Origin of the sequence: Streptomyces sp. HUAS YS2, from assembly GCF_033343995.1 — a bacterium.
In the GTDB taxonomy this organism is placed as follows: domain Bacteria; phylum Actinomycetota; class Actinomycetes; order Streptomycetales; family Streptomycetaceae; genus Streptomyces; species Streptomyces solicathayae.
Genome location: NZ_CP137573.1, coordinates 5,502,820 through 5,520,382, shown reverse-complemented (window position 1 = coordinate 5,520,382; position 17,563 = coordinate 5,502,820). Strand labels below are relative to the sequence as shown.

The 17,563-nt window shown below is 74.3% G+C and carries 16 protein-coding genes; 7 read left to right on the top strand and 9 right to left on the bottom strand.

Translation table 11 applies throughout. The features are described from left to right. Positions 1–57: 57 nt before the first annotated feature. Complete coding sequence (fabF, locus tag R2D22_RS25475; RefSeq protein WP_318106997.1) at positions 58–1,320, top strand: beta-ketoacyl-ACP synthase II; 1,263 nt, start codon at positions 58–60, stop codon at positions 1,318–1,320. A gap of 455 nt (positions 1,321–1,775) precedes the next feature. Here the strand turns inward: fabF and R2D22_RS25470 are convergent, their stop codons facing one another. After that, positions 1,776–3,398, bottom strand: a complete 1,623-nt coding sequence (locus R2D22_RS25470; RefSeq protein WP_318106996.1) for an outer membrane protein assembly factor BamB family protein — start codon at positions 3,396–3,398, stop codon at positions 1,776–1,778. Between the two features lie 97 nt (positions 3,399–3,495). Next, on the bottom strand, positions 3,496–3,990 hold the full coding sequence (locus R2D22_RS25465; protein WP_318106995.1) for a DUF3145 domain-containing protein: 495 nt from the start codon (positions 3,988–3,990) through the stop codon (positions 3,496–3,498). A 261-nt stretch (positions 3,991–4,251) separates the two neighbouring features. Between R2D22_RS25465 and R2D22_RS25460 the strand changes: the two genes are divergently transcribed. Next, positions 4,252–5,130: an SGNH/GDSL hydrolase family protein gene (locus R2D22_RS25460; protein WP_318106994.1), complete on the top strand. Its 879-nt coding sequence runs from the start codon at positions 4,252–4,254 to the stop codon at positions 5,128–5,130. A gap of 65 nt (positions 5,131–5,195) precedes the next feature. Here the strand turns inward: R2D22_RS25460 and R2D22_RS25455 are convergent, their stop codons facing one another. Next, positions 5,196–7,649 carry a glycoside hydrolase family 3 protein gene (locus tag R2D22_RS25455; RefSeq protein ID WP_318106993.1) on the bottom strand — a complete coding sequence of 818 codons (2,454 nt, stop codon included), beginning with the start codon at positions 7,647–7,649 and terminating at the stop codon, positions 5,196–5,198. 170 nt (positions 7,650–7,819) lie between these two features. Here R2D22_RS25455 and R2D22_RS25450 point away from each other — a divergent pair, with 170 nt between their 5' ends. Next, complete coding sequence (locus tag R2D22_RS25450; protein WP_318106992.1) at positions 7,820–8,392, top strand: TetR/AcrR family transcriptional regulator; 573 nt, start codon at positions 7,820–7,822, stop codon at positions 8,390–8,392. Here the strand turns inward: R2D22_RS25450 and R2D22_RS25445 are convergent. Continuing rightward, entirely contained in the window at positions 8,389–9,225 is an 837-nt protein-coding gene (locus R2D22_RS25445) for an NAD(P)-dependent oxidoreductase (protein ID WP_318106991.1), read from the bottom strand. The genes R2D22_RS25450 and R2D22_RS25445 overlap by 4 nt on opposite strands. 58 nt (positions 9,226–9,283) lie before the next feature. Here R2D22_RS25445 and R2D22_RS25440 point away from each other — a divergent pair, with 58 nt between their 5' ends. After that, positions 9,284–10,222, top strand: a complete 939-nt coding sequence (locus R2D22_RS25440) for a LysR family transcriptional regulator (protein ID WP_318106990.1) — start codon at positions 9,284–9,286, stop codon at positions 10,220–10,222. Positions 10,223–10,230: 8 nt separating this feature from the next. Then, a complete protein-coding gene (locus R2D22_RS25435) occupies positions 10,231–10,959 on the top strand; it encodes a carbon-nitrogen hydrolase family protein (protein ID WP_318106989.1) in 729 nt (242 codons plus the stop codon). Here the strand turns inward: R2D22_RS25435 and R2D22_RS25430 are convergent. The 4 genes from R2D22_RS25430 to R2D22_RS25415 form a co-directional block, all read right to left on the bottom strand. Continuing rightward, entirely contained in the window at positions 10,947–11,780 is an 834-nt protein-coding gene (locus tag R2D22_RS25430) for an EI24 domain-containing protein (RefSeq protein ID WP_318106988.1), read from the bottom strand. The two genes, R2D22_RS25435 and R2D22_RS25430, sit on opposite strands and share 13 nt — an antisense overlap. Before the next feature lie 18 nt (positions 11,781–11,798). Further along, entirely contained in the window at positions 11,799–13,475 is a 1,677-nt protein-coding gene (locus R2D22_RS25425) for a serine/threonine-protein kinase (protein WP_318106987.1), read from the bottom strand. A gap of 122 nt (positions 13,476–13,597) precedes the next feature. Then, entirely contained in the window at positions 13,598–14,020 is a 423-nt protein-coding gene (locus tag R2D22_RS25420) for an organic hydroperoxide resistance protein (protein WP_318106986.1), read from the bottom strand. Positions 14,021–14,082: 62 nt separating this feature from the next. Then, positions 14,083–15,102 carry an NADP-dependent oxidoreductase gene (locus R2D22_RS25415; RefSeq protein WP_318106985.1) on the bottom strand — a complete coding sequence of 340 codons (1,020 nt, stop codon included), beginning with the start codon at positions 15,100–15,102 and terminating at the stop codon, positions 14,083–14,085. A 90-nt stretch (positions 15,103–15,192) separates the two neighbouring features. Here R2D22_RS25415 and R2D22_RS25410 point away from each other — a divergent pair, with 90 nt between their 5' ends. After that, complete coding sequence (locus tag R2D22_RS25410; RefSeq protein ID WP_318106984.1) at positions 15,193–15,654, top strand: MarR family winged helix-turn-helix transcriptional regulator; 462 nt, start codon at positions 15,193–15,195, stop codon at positions 15,652–15,654. Positions 15,655–15,669: 15 nt separating this feature from the next. Here R2D22_RS25410 and R2D22_RS25405 read toward each other — a convergent pair whose 3' ends face one another. Further along, on the bottom strand, positions 15,670–16,668 hold the full coding sequence (locus R2D22_RS25405; protein ID WP_318106983.1) for an SCO2400 family protein: 999 nt from the start codon (positions 16,666–16,668) through the stop codon (positions 15,670–15,672). A gap of 123 nt (positions 16,669–16,791) precedes the next feature. Here R2D22_RS25405 and R2D22_RS25400 point away from each other — a divergent pair, with 123 nt between their 5' ends. Next, positions 16,792–17,412, top strand: coding sequence for a hypothetical protein (locus tag R2D22_RS25400; RefSeq protein ID WP_318106982.1), 621 nt, complete (start codon positions 16,792–16,794; stop codon positions 17,410–17,412). Positions 17,413–17,563: the final 151 nt, after the last annotated feature.

Below are 17,563 nucleotides of genomic sequence, written 5' to 3'. Positions count from 1 at the left end.
TGCCACCCGGCGGTGGCGCCGTTTTTCGACCATCACACACGTGGAGAAAGAATTCCTGTGAGCTCGACCAATCGCACCGTGGTCGTCACCGGTATCGGCGCAACCACACCGCTGGGTGGCGACTCGGCCTCGACCTGGGAAGGTCTGCTGGCCGGCCGCTCCGGCGTGAAGCCCCTGGAGGGCGACCGCTTCGCCGAGCTGCCCGTCCGGATCGCCGCGCTCGCCGCGGTGGACCCGGAGGAGGTGCTCCCCCGCCCGCTCGCCCGCAAGCTGGACCGCTCGGCGCAGTTCGCGCTGATCGCGGCCCGCGAGGCGTGGGCCGACGCGGGCTACACCGCCCCCGCAGGTGAGGACGAGAAGATCGCGCCCGAGCGGCTCGGTTCCGTCATCGCCTCCGGCATCGGCGGTGTCACGACGCTGCTCGACCAGTACGACGTGCTGAAGGAGAAGGGCGTCCGCCGCGTCTCCCCGCACACCGTGCCGATGCTGATGCCGAACGGCCCCTCCGCGAACGTCGGCCTGGAGGTGAACGCCCGGGCGGGCGTGCACACCCCGGTCTCCGCGTGCGCGTCGGGCGCCGAGGCGATCGGCTACGCCGTCGAGATGATCCGTACCGGCCGGGCCGACGTGGTCGTCGCCGGCGGCACGGAGGCGGCGATCCACCCGCTGCCGATCGCGGCGTTCGCCAACATGATGGCGATGTCCAAGAACAACGACGAGCCCACGAAGGCCTCGCGTCCGTACGACACCGCCCGCGACGGCTTCGTGCTCGGCGAGGGCGCGGGTGTCGTGATCCTCGAGTCCGAGGAGCACGCGAAGGCCCGTGGCGCGCGGATCTACTGCGAGGCGCTGGGCCAGGGCCTGTCGGCCGACAGCCACCACATCGCGCAGCCCGAGCCGACCGGCCGGGGCATCGCCGCGGCGATGCAGAACCTGCTGGACTCGACGGACCTCAAGCCGTCCGAGGTCGTCCACCTCAACGCGCACGCCACGTCGACGCCGCAGGGCGACGTCGCCGAGATCAAGGCGCTGCGCAAGGTCCTGGGCGACGACCTGGACCACGTCGCGATCTCCGCGACGAAGTCGATGACCGGCCACCTGCTGGGCGGCGCCGGCGGCATCGAGACCGTCGCGACGGTCCTGGCGCTGCACCACCGCACGGCCCCGCCGACCATCAACGTCGACGAGCTGGACGAGTCGGTCGAGGCGGACATCGTCCGCGAGGAGCCCCGCGAGCTCCCGCAGGGCACGATCGCCGCGATCAACAACTCGTTCGGGTTCGGCGGCCACAACGTGGTGCTGGCGTTCCGGACGGTCTGACCCGCCCGCCGGACGGCGTCCGGCACAGCGCTCCGAAGCCCGCGAAGCGGTGCGAGGGGCGCAGAGGGAGAGGTCAACTCGTTCGGGTTCGGCGGCCACAACGTGGTGCTGGCGTTCCGGACGGTCTGACCCGCCCGCCGGACGGCGTCCGGCACAGCGCTCCGAAGCCCGCGAAGCGGTGCGAGGGGCGCAGAGGGAGAGGTCAACTCGTTCGGGTTCGGCGGCCACAACGTGGTCCTGGCGTTCCGGACGGTCTGACCCGCCCGCCGGACGGCGTCCGGCACAGCGCTCCGAAGCCCGCGAAGCGGTGCGAGGGGCGCAGAGGGAGAGGTCAACTCGTTCGGGTTCGGCGGCCACAACGTGGTGCTGGCGTTCCGGACCGTGTGAGTGTTCTGACGTGATCCCGAGGCCCCGTCGGCTTGTGCCGGCGGGGCCTTCGGGCTTCTCGGGCGGGGTCAGCGGAGGAGATAGAGGGACGGTTCCGGGCCTCTGGGCCAGATGTTGACGACGACGTGGCCGCCCGTCACGGGGACCAGTTCGGCGACGGTCGGGGGCCGCGGGGCCGCAGGGGCGTCGAGGGCGCCGCGCAGCGTCCCGGTGGCGTCCAGGGTCAGGATCCGCGTGCCGCGGCTGCCCTCCAGCACCGCGACCCGGCCGTCGTCCGCGCGGGCCAGCGCGTCGAAGCTCGTCCCCTCGGGCCCGTACCGCCACAGGAGGTGGCCGTCCGTCAGGGAGTGCGCGATGACCGCGTCCGGGAGCGAGGTGTTCCGCGTCGCGGCGAGGGCGATCAGCGCGTCGCCCACGACGACCGGCCGCCCCTCGCCGGCGCTGCTCGCCCACATGCCCATGGGCATGACCACGTTCCCCGCCGGACCCGAGATCGGCACCGTCACCGTGGGGCCGCGGCCCTTGTCGTCGTAGCCGAGCAGCGCGCGCGTGCCGCGCGCGTCCTCCTCGCGGATCGCGACGACCGCCGGCCGCACCGAGACCACGAAGGCCTGCGTCGGGGTCTCCACCGGCAGCCGCGCCGTCCAGCTCTCCTCGCCGGTCACGGTGTCCAGGGCGACGAGCCGGGCCGTCGCCCCACCGCACTGCTCGACGAGGAGCGTGCGCTCGGCCGTCGCGTCCAGGGCCTGGGCACCGCAGCCCGCGCCCAGCGCGCGCCGCCACCGCTCGGCGCCGGTCTCCGCCGACCTGGCCCGAACCGCCCCGTCCTCGACCGCCAGCGCGGTCGCCCCGGCGACCGCGAGCGTCCCGTGACCGAGTCCCGTGGCCACGCCCGCGCCGCCGACGCGCCGCTGCCACAGCGCCTTCCCGTCGCTCGCCCGGACCGCGACCAGCGTCGCGCAGGGCTTGCCGTGCCGGCCGTACGCGACGAGGCCGACGCCCCGCTCGGCCCGTACGGACGTCGCGCAGACCGCCTCCCGGGCGGGCGCGGGCGACGTCCAGCGCACGGCGCCGTCCTCGACGGCGTACGCGGACAGCCCGTCGAGCCGGACGTGGACGACGGCGTCGCCGAGGCCCCACACGGCGGGCGACTTACCGGCGGTGGGCCCCGGCGCGGCGACCTGCCAGGCGGCCCCGGCGGACGCCGCCGAGCGGGACGGCGACGGGGACACCGACGCCGACGCCGACGCCGATGCCGAGGGTGTCGGGCCCGCGTGCGCTGCCGGCGCCGGAGCCGTACCGGTCAGTGCCTGGTAGCCGAACACCCCGCCCGCGCCGCCCGCGACCAGGCCCACCACCAGGCCGATCGCGAAGGCCGTCTCGCCCCATGCGGGCGGGGCGGGCTTCCCCGCCGACTTCGCAGAGGCCGCCTCCACCGCGTCGCGGACCTCGCCGTCCGCCTCCGCCGTCTCCGCTTCCCCGTCCCCGTCGTCGTCCCCGTCGAGCGCCCCCACCACGCCCATCAGCACGACCGCCCCGACCCCGAGCCCGACGGCCCAGGCCAGTGTCCGGCCCCATGGGCCGCCCGTCGCCGCCAGGTACACGAAGCCGACGAACAGCACGGCGGCCACGCTCGCGACCGCCGCGCACAGCAGAACGGCGGCCGCTTCGGCCGCCGCACGTGCCCGCATGAGAAACCCCCGCCCCCGGCGCACCCCCTGCGCGCCCCGGGCGGAGACTAACGCCCCGAACCCGACCCCGACCTGAACGGAGTCGGACGACTTGGGGTCAGACGACTTGGTGGAGCCAGCGCACCGGCGCGCCCTCGCCGGCGTAGCGGAAGGGCTCCAGCTCGTCGTCCCAGGGCTTGCCGAGGAGCTTGGCGATCTCCGCCTCCAGCTCCGACTCGCCGCGCGTAGAACGGGCGAGCGCGGCCCGCAGCCGGTCCTCGGGGATCAGGATGTCGCCGTGCATGCCGGTGACGGCGTGGAAGATGCCCAGCTCGGGGGTGGCGCTGTAACGCTCGCCCTCGGCGGTCGGGCAGGGTTCCGCCGTGACCTCGAAGCGGAGCATCTGCCAGCCGCGCAACGCGGACGCGAGCTTGGCCGCCGTGCCGGTCTGGCCCTTCCAGGAGAACTCGGCTCTCCAGGTCCCGGGGGACGCGGGCTGGCGGATCCAGTCGAGCTGGACCCTCGCACCGAGGACACCCGCCACCGCCCATTCGACGTGCGGGCAGAGCGCGCGCGGTGCGGAGTGAACGTACAGAACTCCACGTGTCGTCACCGGGACCTCCAGTGTGGGACGAGGTTCGCCTTGCCCAGCGGCCTCAGTAAACAACATCGAGGGTAGAACTACGCAAACCCCCGAAAAAGGGACAGCATGTGACGTGATGTAATTTACCGGAGCCGGTCGGCGGAGACGCCTCTGGTTCGACGGGGGAAAAACTACCGTGCCGCACCCTCATTGGGGTGACGTACGGTCGGTCAAGGGGCCGGTGGACACCAAGCTTTCACTCGCCAGGACGCCGACGGAGGGGGCCGAGGGATGCGCGCGGGGCGACGATTCCGTACCGCTGTCGCCGGAGGACTGGCCGCGCTGCTGTGCGCGGCCACGCTCTCCGGCTGCGGACCGGAGACGGTCGGAGCGGCGGCGCGCCCCTCCCCCAAGCCGTCCCCGACGCCGGTCTGGGACCGCAGCCCCGCCTCGATCGCCGCCGTCGGCGACTCCATCACGCGCGGGTTCGACGCCTGCTCGGTGCTGGCGGACTGCCCCGAGGTCTCCTGGTCCACCGGCACGGAGACCGCGGTGAACAGCCTCGCCCTGCGCCTGCTCGGCCCGGCCGGGGCCGCGGCCCGCAGCTGGAACCTCGCCCGTACGGGTGCACGGATGGCGGAACTGCCGGAACAGATGGCGCGGGCGGCTGCCGAGAAGCCGGAGCTGGTGACGGTGATGGCGGGCGCGAACGACGCCTGCCGGGACACTCCGGAACTGATGACCCCGGTCGCCGACTTCAAGGCCTCCTTCGCCGCGTCGATGGCCAGGCTCCGGGCCGGCGCGCCGAAGGCGCAGGTGTACGTGACGAGCGTGCCGGACCTGAAGCGGCTCTGGTCGACCGGGCGGGACAACCCGATGAGCCGTCAGATCTGGAAGCTCGGCATCTGCGGCTCGATGCTCGCGGACCCCGAGGACCTGGGCGCGGACGCCGAGAAGCGGCGCGCGCGGGTGCACGAGCGGGTGATCGCGTACAACGGGGCGCTGCGCGAGGTGTGCGCCGCGGACCCCCGCTGCCGCTACGACGGCGGGGCGGTCTTCGGCTTCGCCTTCGACGGCGAACAGCTCAGCCCCTGGGACTTCTTCCACCCGAGCAAGGACGGCCAGGCACGGCTCGCGGAGATCGCGTACCGGCAGGTCACGCGCGTGTAGCGGCGCGCAGGACCCCGGGGCGGTCGTCAGGTTCCGCCCCGGGGCCGGTCTGCGGTGCGCCGGGGTCAGAGCCCCAGCGTCACGGCCAGCCGCTCGTCGGCGACCGAGTGCGCGGCGACGACCCGGTACTCGCCCGGCACGAACGCCCAGCCGCCCCGCTCCTCGTCCCAGATCTCGAACGCGCGGCGCGGCAGCGGGATCTCGACCTCGACGGACTCCCCGGCGCCGGCCTCGACGCTCCCGAACGCGGCGAGCCAGCGCGCCGGGCGCTCGACGGAGTCCGCGGTCGGGGCGAGGTAGATCTGCACGACCTCGCGGCCGGGGCGGGCGCCGGTGTTGGTGATCCGGACCCTGGCCGCGTCCGGGGTCGCCTCCAGGGAGTCGTACGACCAGGTCGTGTAGCCCAGGCCGTGCCCGAAGGCGTACGCGGGGGCCGCGCCGGCCTTGTCCCAGGCCCGGTAGCCGATGAACACGCCCTCCTCGTAGGAGAGTTCGCCGGCGGTCGGGGCGACCTCGGTGACCGGGGCGTCGGCGAGGGCGACGGGCCAGGTGGTGGGGAGCCGGCCGCCGGGCTCCTCGGCGCCGGTGAGGACGTCGGCGAGCGCCGCGCCGCCCTCCTGGCCGGGGAACCAGCTGAGCAGCACCGCGGCGACGTCCTCGCGCCACGGCAGCTCGACCGGGGAGCCGGCGTTGACGACGACGATCGTGTTCGGGTTGGCCGCGGCGACGGCGCGGACGAGGTCGTCCTGGCGGCCGGGCAGGGCGAGGCCGGTGCGGTCGAAGCCCTCGGACTCGACCCGCTCGGTCGTGGCGACGACCACGACGGCGGTGTCGGCGGCGCGGGCGGCCTCGACGGCTTCGGCGATCAGTTCGTCGGGGTCGCGGCGCGGACCGAGGTGGACGAAGGAGAACATGACCGCGGGCAGCGGGGCCGCGAACTCCTTGTCGAGGGTGTGCAGCAGGGACACCTCGACGGTCTCGCCCGCGGTGAGTTCGACCCGGCCGCGTTCGACGGGCGAGCCGAAGAACGCCTCGAACGGGTCGGTCTCCGGGCCCAGTTCCTGCACGCCGTCGAAGAGGGTCCGGCCGGCGACGGTGAGCGTGTACGCGCCGAGGCCGCGGGTGCCGAAGGCGTGCGCGCCGGTCTCGCGCGGGGTGAACGTGCCGACCACCTCGATGGAGGCGAGGGTCTCGTGCGTGACGCCGGCCGGGAGGTCGTCGCCGATCCACTGGACCTGGCCGCTCGGCAGCGACCCCTCGCCGAGGATCTCGCCGGCGGCGTCGCGGCAGCGCGCGCGGAGGGTGAATCCCTGGTCGGCGGGGGCGAGTTCCTCGCTCGGGTCGGCGCCGATCGCGTAGGTCAGGGCGCCCTCGGCAAGGGCGGCGGTGAGGCCGTCGAGCGGGGAGACCACGTGGTCGGGGAAGACCTGGGCGGAGCCGCCGCCGAGGACGCGGGCGTCGCGGGCGGCCGCGCCGGACAGGGCCACCGTCCGGCCCGCCGCCAGGGGCAGGGTGCCGTTCTCGTTGCGTACCAGGACGAAGCCGCGGCGGGCGATCTCACGGGCGAGCGCGTCGCCGTCGATCGCGGCCGGGGGCTCGGCGACGGCCGGCGGGGCGCCTTCGAGGGCGCCGACTCGGGCGGCGAGCCGCAGGACGTTGCGTACGGCGGCGTCGACGGCGGACTCCGCGACCTCGCCGGCCCGGACGGCGGCGGCCAGCGCCTCGCCGTAGACCGTGTCGGGGCCGGGCATCGCGACGTCGAGGCCGCCCTCGATGTCGCCGACGGTGGAACGGGCGGCCATCCAGTCGGAGACGTTGTAGCCGTCGAAGCCCCACTCGCCGCGCAGGACCTCGTTCACGAGGTGGTGGTGCTCGGTCATGGTGGTGCCGTTGACCCGGTTGTAGGCGGTCATGATGCCCCAGGGGTGGGCGTTCGTGACGATCGCCTCGAAGGGGGCGAGGTACAGCTCGCGCAGCGGGCGCGGGGCGATCCGGTTGTCGACCGTGAAACGGTCGGTCTCGGCGTCGTTGGCGACGAAGTGCTTGACGGTGGTGCCGACGCCGCCCTCCTGGACGCCCTGCACGTAGCCGGTGGCGACGGCGCCGGTGAGGTACGGGTCCTCGCTGTACGCCTCGAAGTGCCGGCCGCCGAGCGGCGAGCGGTGCAGGTTCACGGTGGGCGCGAGCAGCACGTGGACGCCCTTGCGGCGGGCCTCCTGGGCGAGCAGCCGGCCGGCCCGGCGGGCCAGGGCCGGGTCCCAGGCGGCGGCGAGCGCCGTCGGGGAGGGCAGCGCGACGGAGGGGTCGTCGGCGGTCCAGCGGACACCGCGGACGCCGATCGGGCCGTCGGACATGACCACGGAGGCCAGGCCGATCTCGGGCAGGGCCGGCAGCGACCACATGTCCTGACCGGCCAGCAGTCGCGTCTTGGCGTCCAGGTCGAGCTTGCCCAGTGCCGCCTCGACCGCCGCTTCCCTCAGCCCCTCGTCCGGACTGTCGTCCCGTGCGATGTCCGCCATGGCCGTTCCTCCTCGTTGACGTACCGGATGGCGCCCATCGTGCACCGACCTACCTGTAGATCGGTAGGTTCCGTGACGAGTTCGTTATCCTACGGCTCCGAGGATGGCGTACGGTCCTGTCCGGCGGACGCAAGAGTCCGACGGACGCACGCGGAGAGGAGGCCACGACCATGGCGCGGGCCAGGAGCGAGGAGCGGCGCGGGGACATCCTGCGCGCCGCTCTCGAAGTGATCGCCGAGCGCGGCTACCGGGGGGCGACCCTCGGCTCGGTCGCCGAGCGGGTGGGCCTCACCCAGCAGGGGCTGCTGCACTACTTCCCGACGAAGGAGGCGCTGCTCGTCGCGGTCCTCCAGGAGCGCGACCGCTGGGACACCAGCGGCGGCCGGGACCGCGAGGGCTGGCGGCTCGACCTGCTGGAGTCCCTGGTCGAGTACAACGCGATGCGGCCGGGGATCGTACAGACCTTCTCCGCGCTGCTCGGCGAGAGCGTGACGGACGGCCATCCGGCGCGGGAGTTCTTCACCGAGCGGTACGCCCAGGTGCGGGAGAACATGGCGCGGGTGCTGCGCCTGGAGTTCGGCGAGCGCCTCGCGGGCGGCCTGACCCCCGAACAGGCCGCGCCGCTGCTGACGGCGGTGATGGACGGGCTCCAGTACCAGTGGCTGCTCGACCCGGCCGCGGTGGACATGCCGGCGGCGTTCCGGGACTTCGTCCGACTGCTGACCGGCGGGGAGGAGCGCTAGCGCCGGCCCTGGCGGGCGAGCGCGGCCAGGTCCTCGGCGGCCAGCTCCGGGTCCTCGGTGAGCGCGCGGTGGACGGCTTCGAGGACCGGCAGCTTCGCCTGCGCCGTGGCCAGGGCCACGTCCTTCGCGGCGAGCGCGACCGGGAAGTGCGAGCCGGTCGCGGTGGCGCGGCCGGCGACGCCCCCGACGGGGCCGGCGGTCAGCGCCCGTACCGCGAGGTCCCGGGGCAGGCCGAGCGCGTCGGCGAGCTCCAGGGTCTCGGCGACGACCGCGACCCCGCCGATCACGGCGTTGATCAGGACGAGCTTCAGGGCCGCGCCGGTCCCCGGACCGCCACAGGCGGTGACCGAGCCGAGCCGGGCGAGCACCTCGTCGACCAGTGCGGTGTCGCCGCCCGCCAGGATCAGCAGCTCACCGGAGGCCGCCCGGTCGACGCTGCCCATGACGGGGGCGTCGATCAGCGTGACGCCGTCGGGGAGCCGGGCCTCGAGCGCGGCGACCGTGTCCGGGCCGATCGTGGAGGTGTCGATCCAGTGGGTGCCGGGACGCAGGCCCGGGATCATCGCGTCCGCGACGGCGAGGGCGGCGGCCGGATCGGCCAGCATCGTGATCACGACCTCCGCGTCCCGGACGGCCTCGGCGGGGCTCGTGGCCCGCTCGGCGCCCTCCGCGACCAGGGTGTCGGCCTTGCCGGGCGTGCGGTTCCACACGGTCAGCGGGTGTCCGGCGGCGAGCAGCCGGCGGGCCATCGGGAGGCCCATGCCGCCGGTGCCGAGGAAGGCGATCTTCTGAAGGGGTGCCTGCGAGTGCGTCGGAAGGTGCGTGGTGTCCATGGCCTCGACGCTAGGGAGGCCCGCGTCATGCGACAAGCGAATGTCTAGCATGGCATCCATGCCCACTCCGCATGGTCAGACCGGTCTGTACGAGGTCTTCCTCGCCGTCGCCCGCGAGGGCTCCTTCACCGCCGCCGCCCGCACCCTCGGCTACACCCAGTCCGCGGTGTCCCGGCAGGTCCAGACCCTGGAGGACGAGGTCGGCGCGGAGCTGTTCGAGCGGCTGCCGCGCGGGGTCCGGCTCACCGAGCCGGGCCGGGTGCTGCTGCCGCACGCGGAGGCGGTACGGGACCGGCTCGCCGCGGCCCGCGCGGAGCTGGAGGCGCTGCGCACCCTGGACGGCGGGCTGCTCCGGGTCGGCTCGTTCTCCAGCGCCAACGCCGCTCTCGTGCCGCGCGCGCAGGCCGAGTTCCGGCGCCGGCATCCGGGAATCGCGGTCACCCGGACCGAGGGCCCGTCGGTGAAGCACCTGGGGCTGCTCGCGGCCGGCGAGGAGGACCTGGCGGTGGTGAGCCCGGCCGTCCCGGTCGCCACGCCGGAGGGGGTGACGCTGCATCACCTGCTGGACGAGCCGATGCTGGTGGCCCTGCCGCGCGATCACGCGCAGTCGGGGCGGCGCGCGGTGCGGCTCGCAGAACTCGCCGACGAGGAGTGGATCGTGGGCAACGAGCGGCTCGGGGACACCCTGTTCCGCCCGGTCGTGGCCGCCGGGTTCACGCCCCGTACCGCGCTCGTGGTGCACGACTGGCTCGCCAAGCTGGGCGCGGTCGCCGCGGGCCTCGGCATCACCCTCGTACCCGCCCTCGCAGCGGCGGCGGTGCGGCGGGACGTCTCGCTGGTCACGGTCCATCCGGACGACATGCCCTACCGCCGGGTCTGCGCGGCGACCCCGCACACCCCGACGCACGCCGCCCGGGCCTTCCTCGGGCTGCTCCGCGAGACGGCGGCGGAGCTCCGGGGGTCACGGGGTTTTCCCCGGGACCCGCGGCGGCCATGATGGCGTCCATGATCGTCGCAGCAGCGCAGTTCGCCCCCGTCCCCGGGGACATCGAGGCCAACGTCCGCACCGCCGCCGGGCTGATCCGCGCGGCCGGGGCGGACGGCGCCCGCCTCGTCGTGTTCCCCGAACTCGTCCTGACCGGCTACGAACCGACCCGGATCGGCGCCGACCCGGCGCTCCACCTCGCCGAGGACGACGTCCGGCTCACCCCGCTCCGCGAGGCCTGCCGCGCGGTGTCGGCGGCCGCCGTCGTCAACGGGCCGATCCTCCGCGGCGCGGGCGACCGGCCCGGCCTCACCTCGCTCGTCCTCGGCCCGGACGGCGGGCTCCTCGCCCGCTACGACAAGCTGCACCTGCACGGCATCGAGCAGGAGGTGTTCGCCGAGGGCACCGCCGACGGCCGCTTCGAGCTGGACGGCGCCCGGTTCGCCCTCGCCACCTGCTACGACAACCGCTTCCCGGACCTCGCCGAGCGGGCCGCCGCCGACGGCTGCACGGTCTATCTGGCGAGTTCGGTGCTCGACGTCGGCAACGACTCGTTCGAGAAGGTCTATCCGGTGCGGGCCCGGGACTTCGGCCTGTACGTGGTGCTCGGCAACGTCCTCGGCGTCAGCGAGGCGGGCCGCTGCGAGGGCCGCAGCGGGGCCTGGGGCCCGGACGGCGAGCGGATCGCCGACGCGGGCACGGAGCCGGGGTTCGTCCTCGCCGTGATCCCCGCGCCTCAGGACGCGTAGGGGTTCCCCGGGACCGGCCGGTGCTGCGAGGCGGGCGACATCCGAGCGGCCGGCCGGTCGTCCGGCTCCTCGTCCGGCTCCTGGTCCTCGCCCGTCAGCTCGCGGGCCATCAGCGTCGCGCCTGCGACCGCGCCGGGCATCAGGAACACCGCGACCAAGGGCACCAGGAAGGCGAGGGTCAACGGCACGCCGAAACCGAGCGTGGCCTTCCGCCGACCGCGCAGCATCCGCAGCCGGTCGTCGAGCTCGACCTTGCGCCGCTGCAGCGCCACGGCGGTGAGCTCGTGGGTGAGGAAGAAGCCGGAGACGCAGAAGCCGATCACCGGGACGACCGTCTGGCCGATCACGGGGATGAAGCCGCAGCCGAAGAGCAGGATGCCGAACAGCGCCACGCGCAGCAGGATCTTCAGGCTGTCCCGGGCGGAGATCCACAGCTCCCGCCAGAGCGGCAGCCCGGACTCCGGGACCTCGCCGCCCTCGGAGCGGTCGACCGCCTCGGACAGCGACTCGTAGAACGGCTGGCCGATCAGGAGCGTGACGGCGGTGAAGGTGATCACCGCGAGGAACAGCCCGAAGGCGAAGACCAGGCCGGTCAGGAAACCCCGGAACAGGCTCTGCCAGGGGGAGGTCCAGTCGTCGGCGAAGGGCGTCGCCCAGGCTGTCAGGTCGTCGGCGCCGTACCCGAGGCCGACCAGCGCGCCCGCGTACAGGACCAGCGTGACGAGGCCGGGCAGCAGCCCGAAGCCGAACCAGCGCCCGTGCCGGAGAACCCACCGCTGGCCGTTCACCAGGTGACGGAAGCCCACCCCAAGATCGTGCATGCGTTCACCCTAGTGGGCCTACGGGACGAAGGACTCCACGGCCTTGTCGAAGTGGGCCCGGGTCTCCCCGGCGCGCTCCGCGGGCCCCGACACCCACACGTCGTACAGCCGGCCGTTCTGCTCCCAGCACAGGTCGTAGGTGTGCCGGGCGCCCTCCGAGGCCCTGAATCCGTTCCAAGTGAACTGCCACAGGGCGGCGGGCATGCCCTGCCGGGTGGTGGGCGTGAGCGAGTTGTCGCGGAAGCCGGGGTTGGTCTCGGAGCCGCGGGCGTCGGCGGCCCGCATCGAGGCCATCGGCCCGCCCGGTGGGATCTTGCCGACCTTGATCCCGACCCGGAAGGTCTCGTCCGGCGTGATGTAGAAGACCCGCTCGCCCTGCGGCGAGCGCTCCGCCGTCTCCGGCACCATCAGGCTGAATCCGCGGTCGTCGGTGACGTACTTGTAGCCCGGCGGCGCGTCGACGGGCGCGGACGAGGAGGCGAGCGCGGAGGGCGACGAGGAAGGGGCGGCCGTCGGTCCGGGTGCGGGCGCCGACGTGTCGGCCCCGGGGGCCGCGGTGGAGGTCGCCGTGGTGACCGGCGTCGAGCTGCCCGCGGCGACGGCTCCGGTGCCCGGGTCCCGGTCGCCGAGCAGGAGCACCGCGGTCACCGCTCCGGCGCAGGCCGCGACGGCTCCGGCGGCGATCAGGGCCGCCCGGGCGCCCCGGTGCCCGTCGCGCCCGTCCCTTCCGTCCCGCCCGTCCCTTCCGTCGCGGCCGTCGGCCCCGTCCCGCCCGCGCGGGGCGTCCGTCGCGGCCGGAGTCCGCCGGACGTGCTCGGTCGGGGTGTACGAGAGCCCCGCGCCGGCCGGCGTCCGCTCCGGGTCCGTCCCGGCCGCGCAGGCGGCGAGCAACCGACGCGCCTCCTCGGCGCCCGTCCGCTTGTGCGGGTCCCGCTCCAGCAGGCCCTGGACGAGCGGCAGCAGCGGGCCGAGCTTCGGCGAGGGCTTGATCTCCTCGAAGACGACGGCGTGCAGCACGGCGGCGATCGAGTTCCGGCGGAACGGCGACTCGCCCGCCACGGCCGCGCACAGCAGCACGCCGAGCGACCACAGGTCGGAGGCCGGGTCGGCGGCGGCGCCCTGCATCCGCTCGGGTGCGGTGTACTCGGGCGTGCCGACGAAGGCCCCGGTGCCGCTGATGGTGGTCGCCGTGCCGGGCAGGCTGGCGATGCCGAAGTCGGTCAGTACGACGCGGCCGGTGCCCGCTTCGAGCAGGACGTTCGCGGGCTTCACGTCCCGGTGCAGCACGCCGTGGGTGTGGGCGGCGCAGAGCGCGTCGAGCAGCGCGAGCCCGGCGCGGGCGGCCTCCTCGGGGGTCATCGCGCCGCCCGGGCGGGCCAGCCGTTCGGCGAGCGAGCCGCCGTCCACGAGCTCCATCACGATGCAGGGCCGGCCCTCGTGCTCGACGACGTCGTGCACCACGACGACGTGCGGGTGCCGGATCCGGGCGACGGCCCGCGCCTCGCGCAGGGCCCGCGTCGGATCGGCGTCGCCGTCCAGCGTCAGTTCCTTGACGGCGACCTGCCGCCCGAGCAGCTCGTCGGTGGCGCGCCGCACGACGCCCATGCCGCCCCGGCCGAGCGGCTCGCCCAGGCGGTAGCGCCCGCCGATGACGACCGTGCCGTCGCCCCTGTCCGGCCCGTTCTCCTGCGACACTCCGCGTCCCCCGTCCACCGACCAGGGTCATGATGCCGCACATGAGCGAAGGGCCGCACCCCGGTCGGTCGGGGTGCGGCCCTTCGCCGCGCAAGGGGTTCCGGTGGAACCCGTGGTCGAACTCAGACGGCGAGTTCGACCGTGATGTTGCCGCGGGTCGCCTTGGAGTACGGGCAGACCTGGTGGGCCTTCTCGATCAGGCTCTTCGCGGTCTCGGCGTCCACGTTCGGGATGGTCGCGGAGATCTTGACGATGATGCCGAAGCCGTCGTCGTTCTTGCCGATGCCGACCTCGGCGGTGACCGTCGAGCCGGCGATGTCGGCGTTCTCGTTGCGGGCGACCACACCGAGGGCGCCCTGGAAGCAGGCGCTGTACCCGGCGGCGAAGAGCTGCTCGGGGTTGGTGCCGGCGCCGGAGCCGCCCATGGCCTTGGGCGGGTTGACGACGACGTCGAGCGAGCCGTCGTCGGTGGCCACCCGGCCGTCGCGCCCGTTCTCGGCGGTGGCGACGGCGGTGTACAGGACGTCGGACTGCGTGATGGACATGCTGTCTTCCCTTTTTTCGTTCGCCGCGACTCGCGCCCACGATCGCGACGGCTGAGGGAAGACTAACGGGTCGCCGAGACGATCATCTTCCCGGTGTTCTCGCCGCGGAGCAGTCCGAGGAAGGCCTCCACGCCGTTCTCGATGCCCTCGACCTCGGTCTCGCGGTACTTCAGCTCGCCGGAGCGCAGCCAGCCGCCGACCTCCTGGACGAACTGCGACTGGAGACCGTAGTGGTCGCCGACGAGGACGCCCTGCAGGCGCAGGCGCTTGCCGATGATCATGGCCATGTTGCGCGGGCCCGGCACCGGCTCGGTGTCGTTGTACTGCGCGATCATGCCGCAGATGGTGGCGCGGCCGTGCACGTTGAGCGAGGAGATCGCGGCCTCGAGGTGGTCGCCGCCGACATTGTCGAAGTAGACGTCGATGCCGTCCGGGGCGGCCTCGCGGAGCTGGTCCTTGACCGGGCCGTTCTTGTAGTTGAAGGCGGCGTCGAAGCCGAGCTCCTCGACCAGGTACTTCACCTTCTCGTCGGAGCCGGCCGAGCCGATGACCCGGGAGGCGCCCTTCAGCTTCGCCATCTGGCCCACCTGCATGCCGACGGCGCCGGCCGCGCCGGAGACGAAGACCGCGTCGCCCTCCTTGAAGGAGGCCACCTCGAAGAGGCCCGCGTAGGCGGTGAGGCCGGTCATGCCGAGGACGCCGAGGTAGGCGGAGAGCGGGGCCAGGTTCGGGTCGACCCTGGTGGCGTGCTGGGCGGGCACGTCGGCGTACTCGCGCCAGCCGAGGCCGTGCAGCACGTGGTCGCCGACCGCGAAGCCCTCGGCGTTGGAGGCGACGACCTCGCCGACCGCGCCACCGTCCATGGGGTGGTCCAGCTGGAACGGCGGGATGTACGACTTCACGTCGTTCATGCGACCGCGCATGTACGGGTCGACGGAGAAGTGCAGGTTCCGGACCAGGATCCGGCCCTCGGCGGGAGCGGCGACGGGCACCTCGCGCAGCGCGAAGTCCGCGGGGGTCGGCCAGCCGTGCGGGCGGGCGACGAGGTGCCATTCACGGCTGGTGGCGGGAAGGGCGGACATGGGCAGTACCTCCTGGAAAAGTTTCACGTTATGAAACAACCATGCTCCTGAATATTTCAGGATGTCAAGCATCTGGGTAGGATGGTGCCCATGGCCACCTCACACACGACCCCGCCCTCGACCCCGCGCGTCGACCCGCTGACCCTCGAAGTCGTCGAGCTGATCGGCACGGTCGTGGCCCGGTACTACGACGAGTACGAGCACGCGGCCGCGGAGCACTCGCTGACCGGCGCGCAGGCCCGGGTGCTCGGGCTGATCTCGCTGGACCCGGCCCCGATGCGCAAGATCGCCCGGAAGCTGAAGTGCGAGCCGTCGAACATCACCGGCATCGTGGACCGGCTGGAGGGGCGCGGGCTCGTCGAGCGCCGCCCGGACCCGGCCGACCGGCGGGTCAAGCTGGCCGCGGCCACGGACGAGGGCCGGCAGACCGCCAAGGCGCTGCGCGAGTCGCTGGACTTCGCGCGGGAGCCGCTGGGCCGGCTCAGCGAGGCGGAGCGGACCATGCTCCGCGACCTGCTGAAGCGGATGCTCGGCGAGGACGTCGAGCTGTAGCGGGCAGCCGCGCGGCTACACGCACCACCACAGGAACGGGGTGCAGGAGGGACTCGGCGTCGGGCTCGACGGCGGCGTGGAGGACGTCGGCGGCCGGCCGTCGTTCGGGAGCTGCGAGGGCGTGCCGCCGGGCGCCGGGGCCGACGAGGAGGCCGACGGCGAGGCGGACCCCGAGGGGCGCGGACGTTCAGGGGTGGGGCTGGGGCTCCGCGGGACACCGGCGCCCTGGCGCGTACCGGTCCGTGTCCCCTTGCCCGTGCCGGTTCCGTCGCGCTTCACCGGGCTCGGCGCCTCGGAGGTGGCGGAGGCCGGGAGGTCGACCGGGGACGGGCCGCCGTCGGGCTGCGTCGGGTCGGCGGAGGGCTCGGACGGAAGCTCCGTCTCGGCCACGTCGTCCTGTCGTACGGCGGTGGCGGCGCCGCCCTCGTCGGACTCGGTCATGACCTGGACCAGGCCGACCGCTCCGGCCGCGAGGACCAGGCCGACCGTCCCGGCCAGGACCGTACGACCCCGGCCCCTGCGCCGGCCGCGCGAGCGGCGCGGCCGCTCGGCCGCCGCACGGCGCGAACGGGCCCGGTGCCCGGCGGAGGCGTCGCCGCCCGCGGACCCGGCGGACCGGGACGCCGCGGGCTGCTCCAGGGGGTCCAGTTCGAAGACGTGGTCCTCGACCGCGAGCGGGTCCACGGGCTCCGGCTCGACGACCGGCGCCTGCCCGTGCCCCTGCCCCTGCCACGGCGGCTGATGAGGCTCGGGCTGCGGGTGCCGCTGTGGCTGCGGGTGCTGCTGCATCGGTGCGGCCTGCGGACGCATCCACTGCTGGTCGGGATGCGGGGCCGGCTGCGGCCACGACTGCGCGGCCTGCGGCGGCTGGGGCGGCAGGAAGACCGGCCCGGGAGCAGGGGCGGGCGCGGGAGCGTAGCGGGCGTCGTACCGCAGCTCCTCTGCGGGCGTCCCGCATCCGGCACAGGCGAGGGCTCCGTTGAGATGCCGTCGGCACTGATGGCAGAAGTCCATGGCGCCCGAACGCTACGCGGCCCCCGGATCGCACAGATACCCGAGGACGTGAAGGTCCTGTGAGGAAAGCGCAGGTCATCGGCGTGCCGTCGTGTATCTCCCTCTTCGGGCAGGATGACCCACATGAACTCGGCCGACCCCGGCGCCCCTTTCGGGCCACGCTCGTTCCAACTCGTGCTGCTGCGCCGGATGGCGGACCACCAGCCGGGGCTCGTGGAGGACGCGCTGCGCGAACTCGGCGCGACCCGGTCCGAGATGCGGGAGGCCAACCGGATCTGGCAGTCGTGGGCGCACGCGCGGCGCGGACCGGGCGAACTGCACCGCTACCGGCAGGCGCTCGGCGAGCCGGTGGCCCGCCGGGCCGTCGCGGAACTGGGCGTCGCGCTCGGCGCGCTGTCCGACCCCGAGGCCGGGGCGGAGATCCTGCAGTGGGACCTCCCGCTCTGGCCCGACCTGCGCTGGGAGGTGCTGACCGGCCGGGCCGGCCCGAAGAGCCCGCCGCAGGTGTGGGGCAGCGCCCTCACCCGTACGCCGGGAGCGTCCTCCCCCGTCCTGCGGACCGCTGCCGACCTGCGGCCCTGGGGCTGCACCTTCGGCGAGGTCCGGCACGCCTTCCCGGACGCCGTGCCCCGCGAGGGCGACGCGCCGACCCGGTCCCGGCTCGACTTCACCGACCGCGACGGCACCGTGTGCGCGGCCGAGTTCACCTGGGGGCTGTTCCAGCGCCTCCGCCGACTCACGTAACCCGCCCCCTCCACCGACTCCCGTCCGGCCCTCCGGCGACCCCCGTCCGGCCCTCCACCGGCCTCCCGCTGACCCTCCGTCGGCCCCCGCGCACCCCCGACCGGCGCAGCTCGACGCGCGCTCCGGCCGAACCGGCCGCACGATGCGAAAA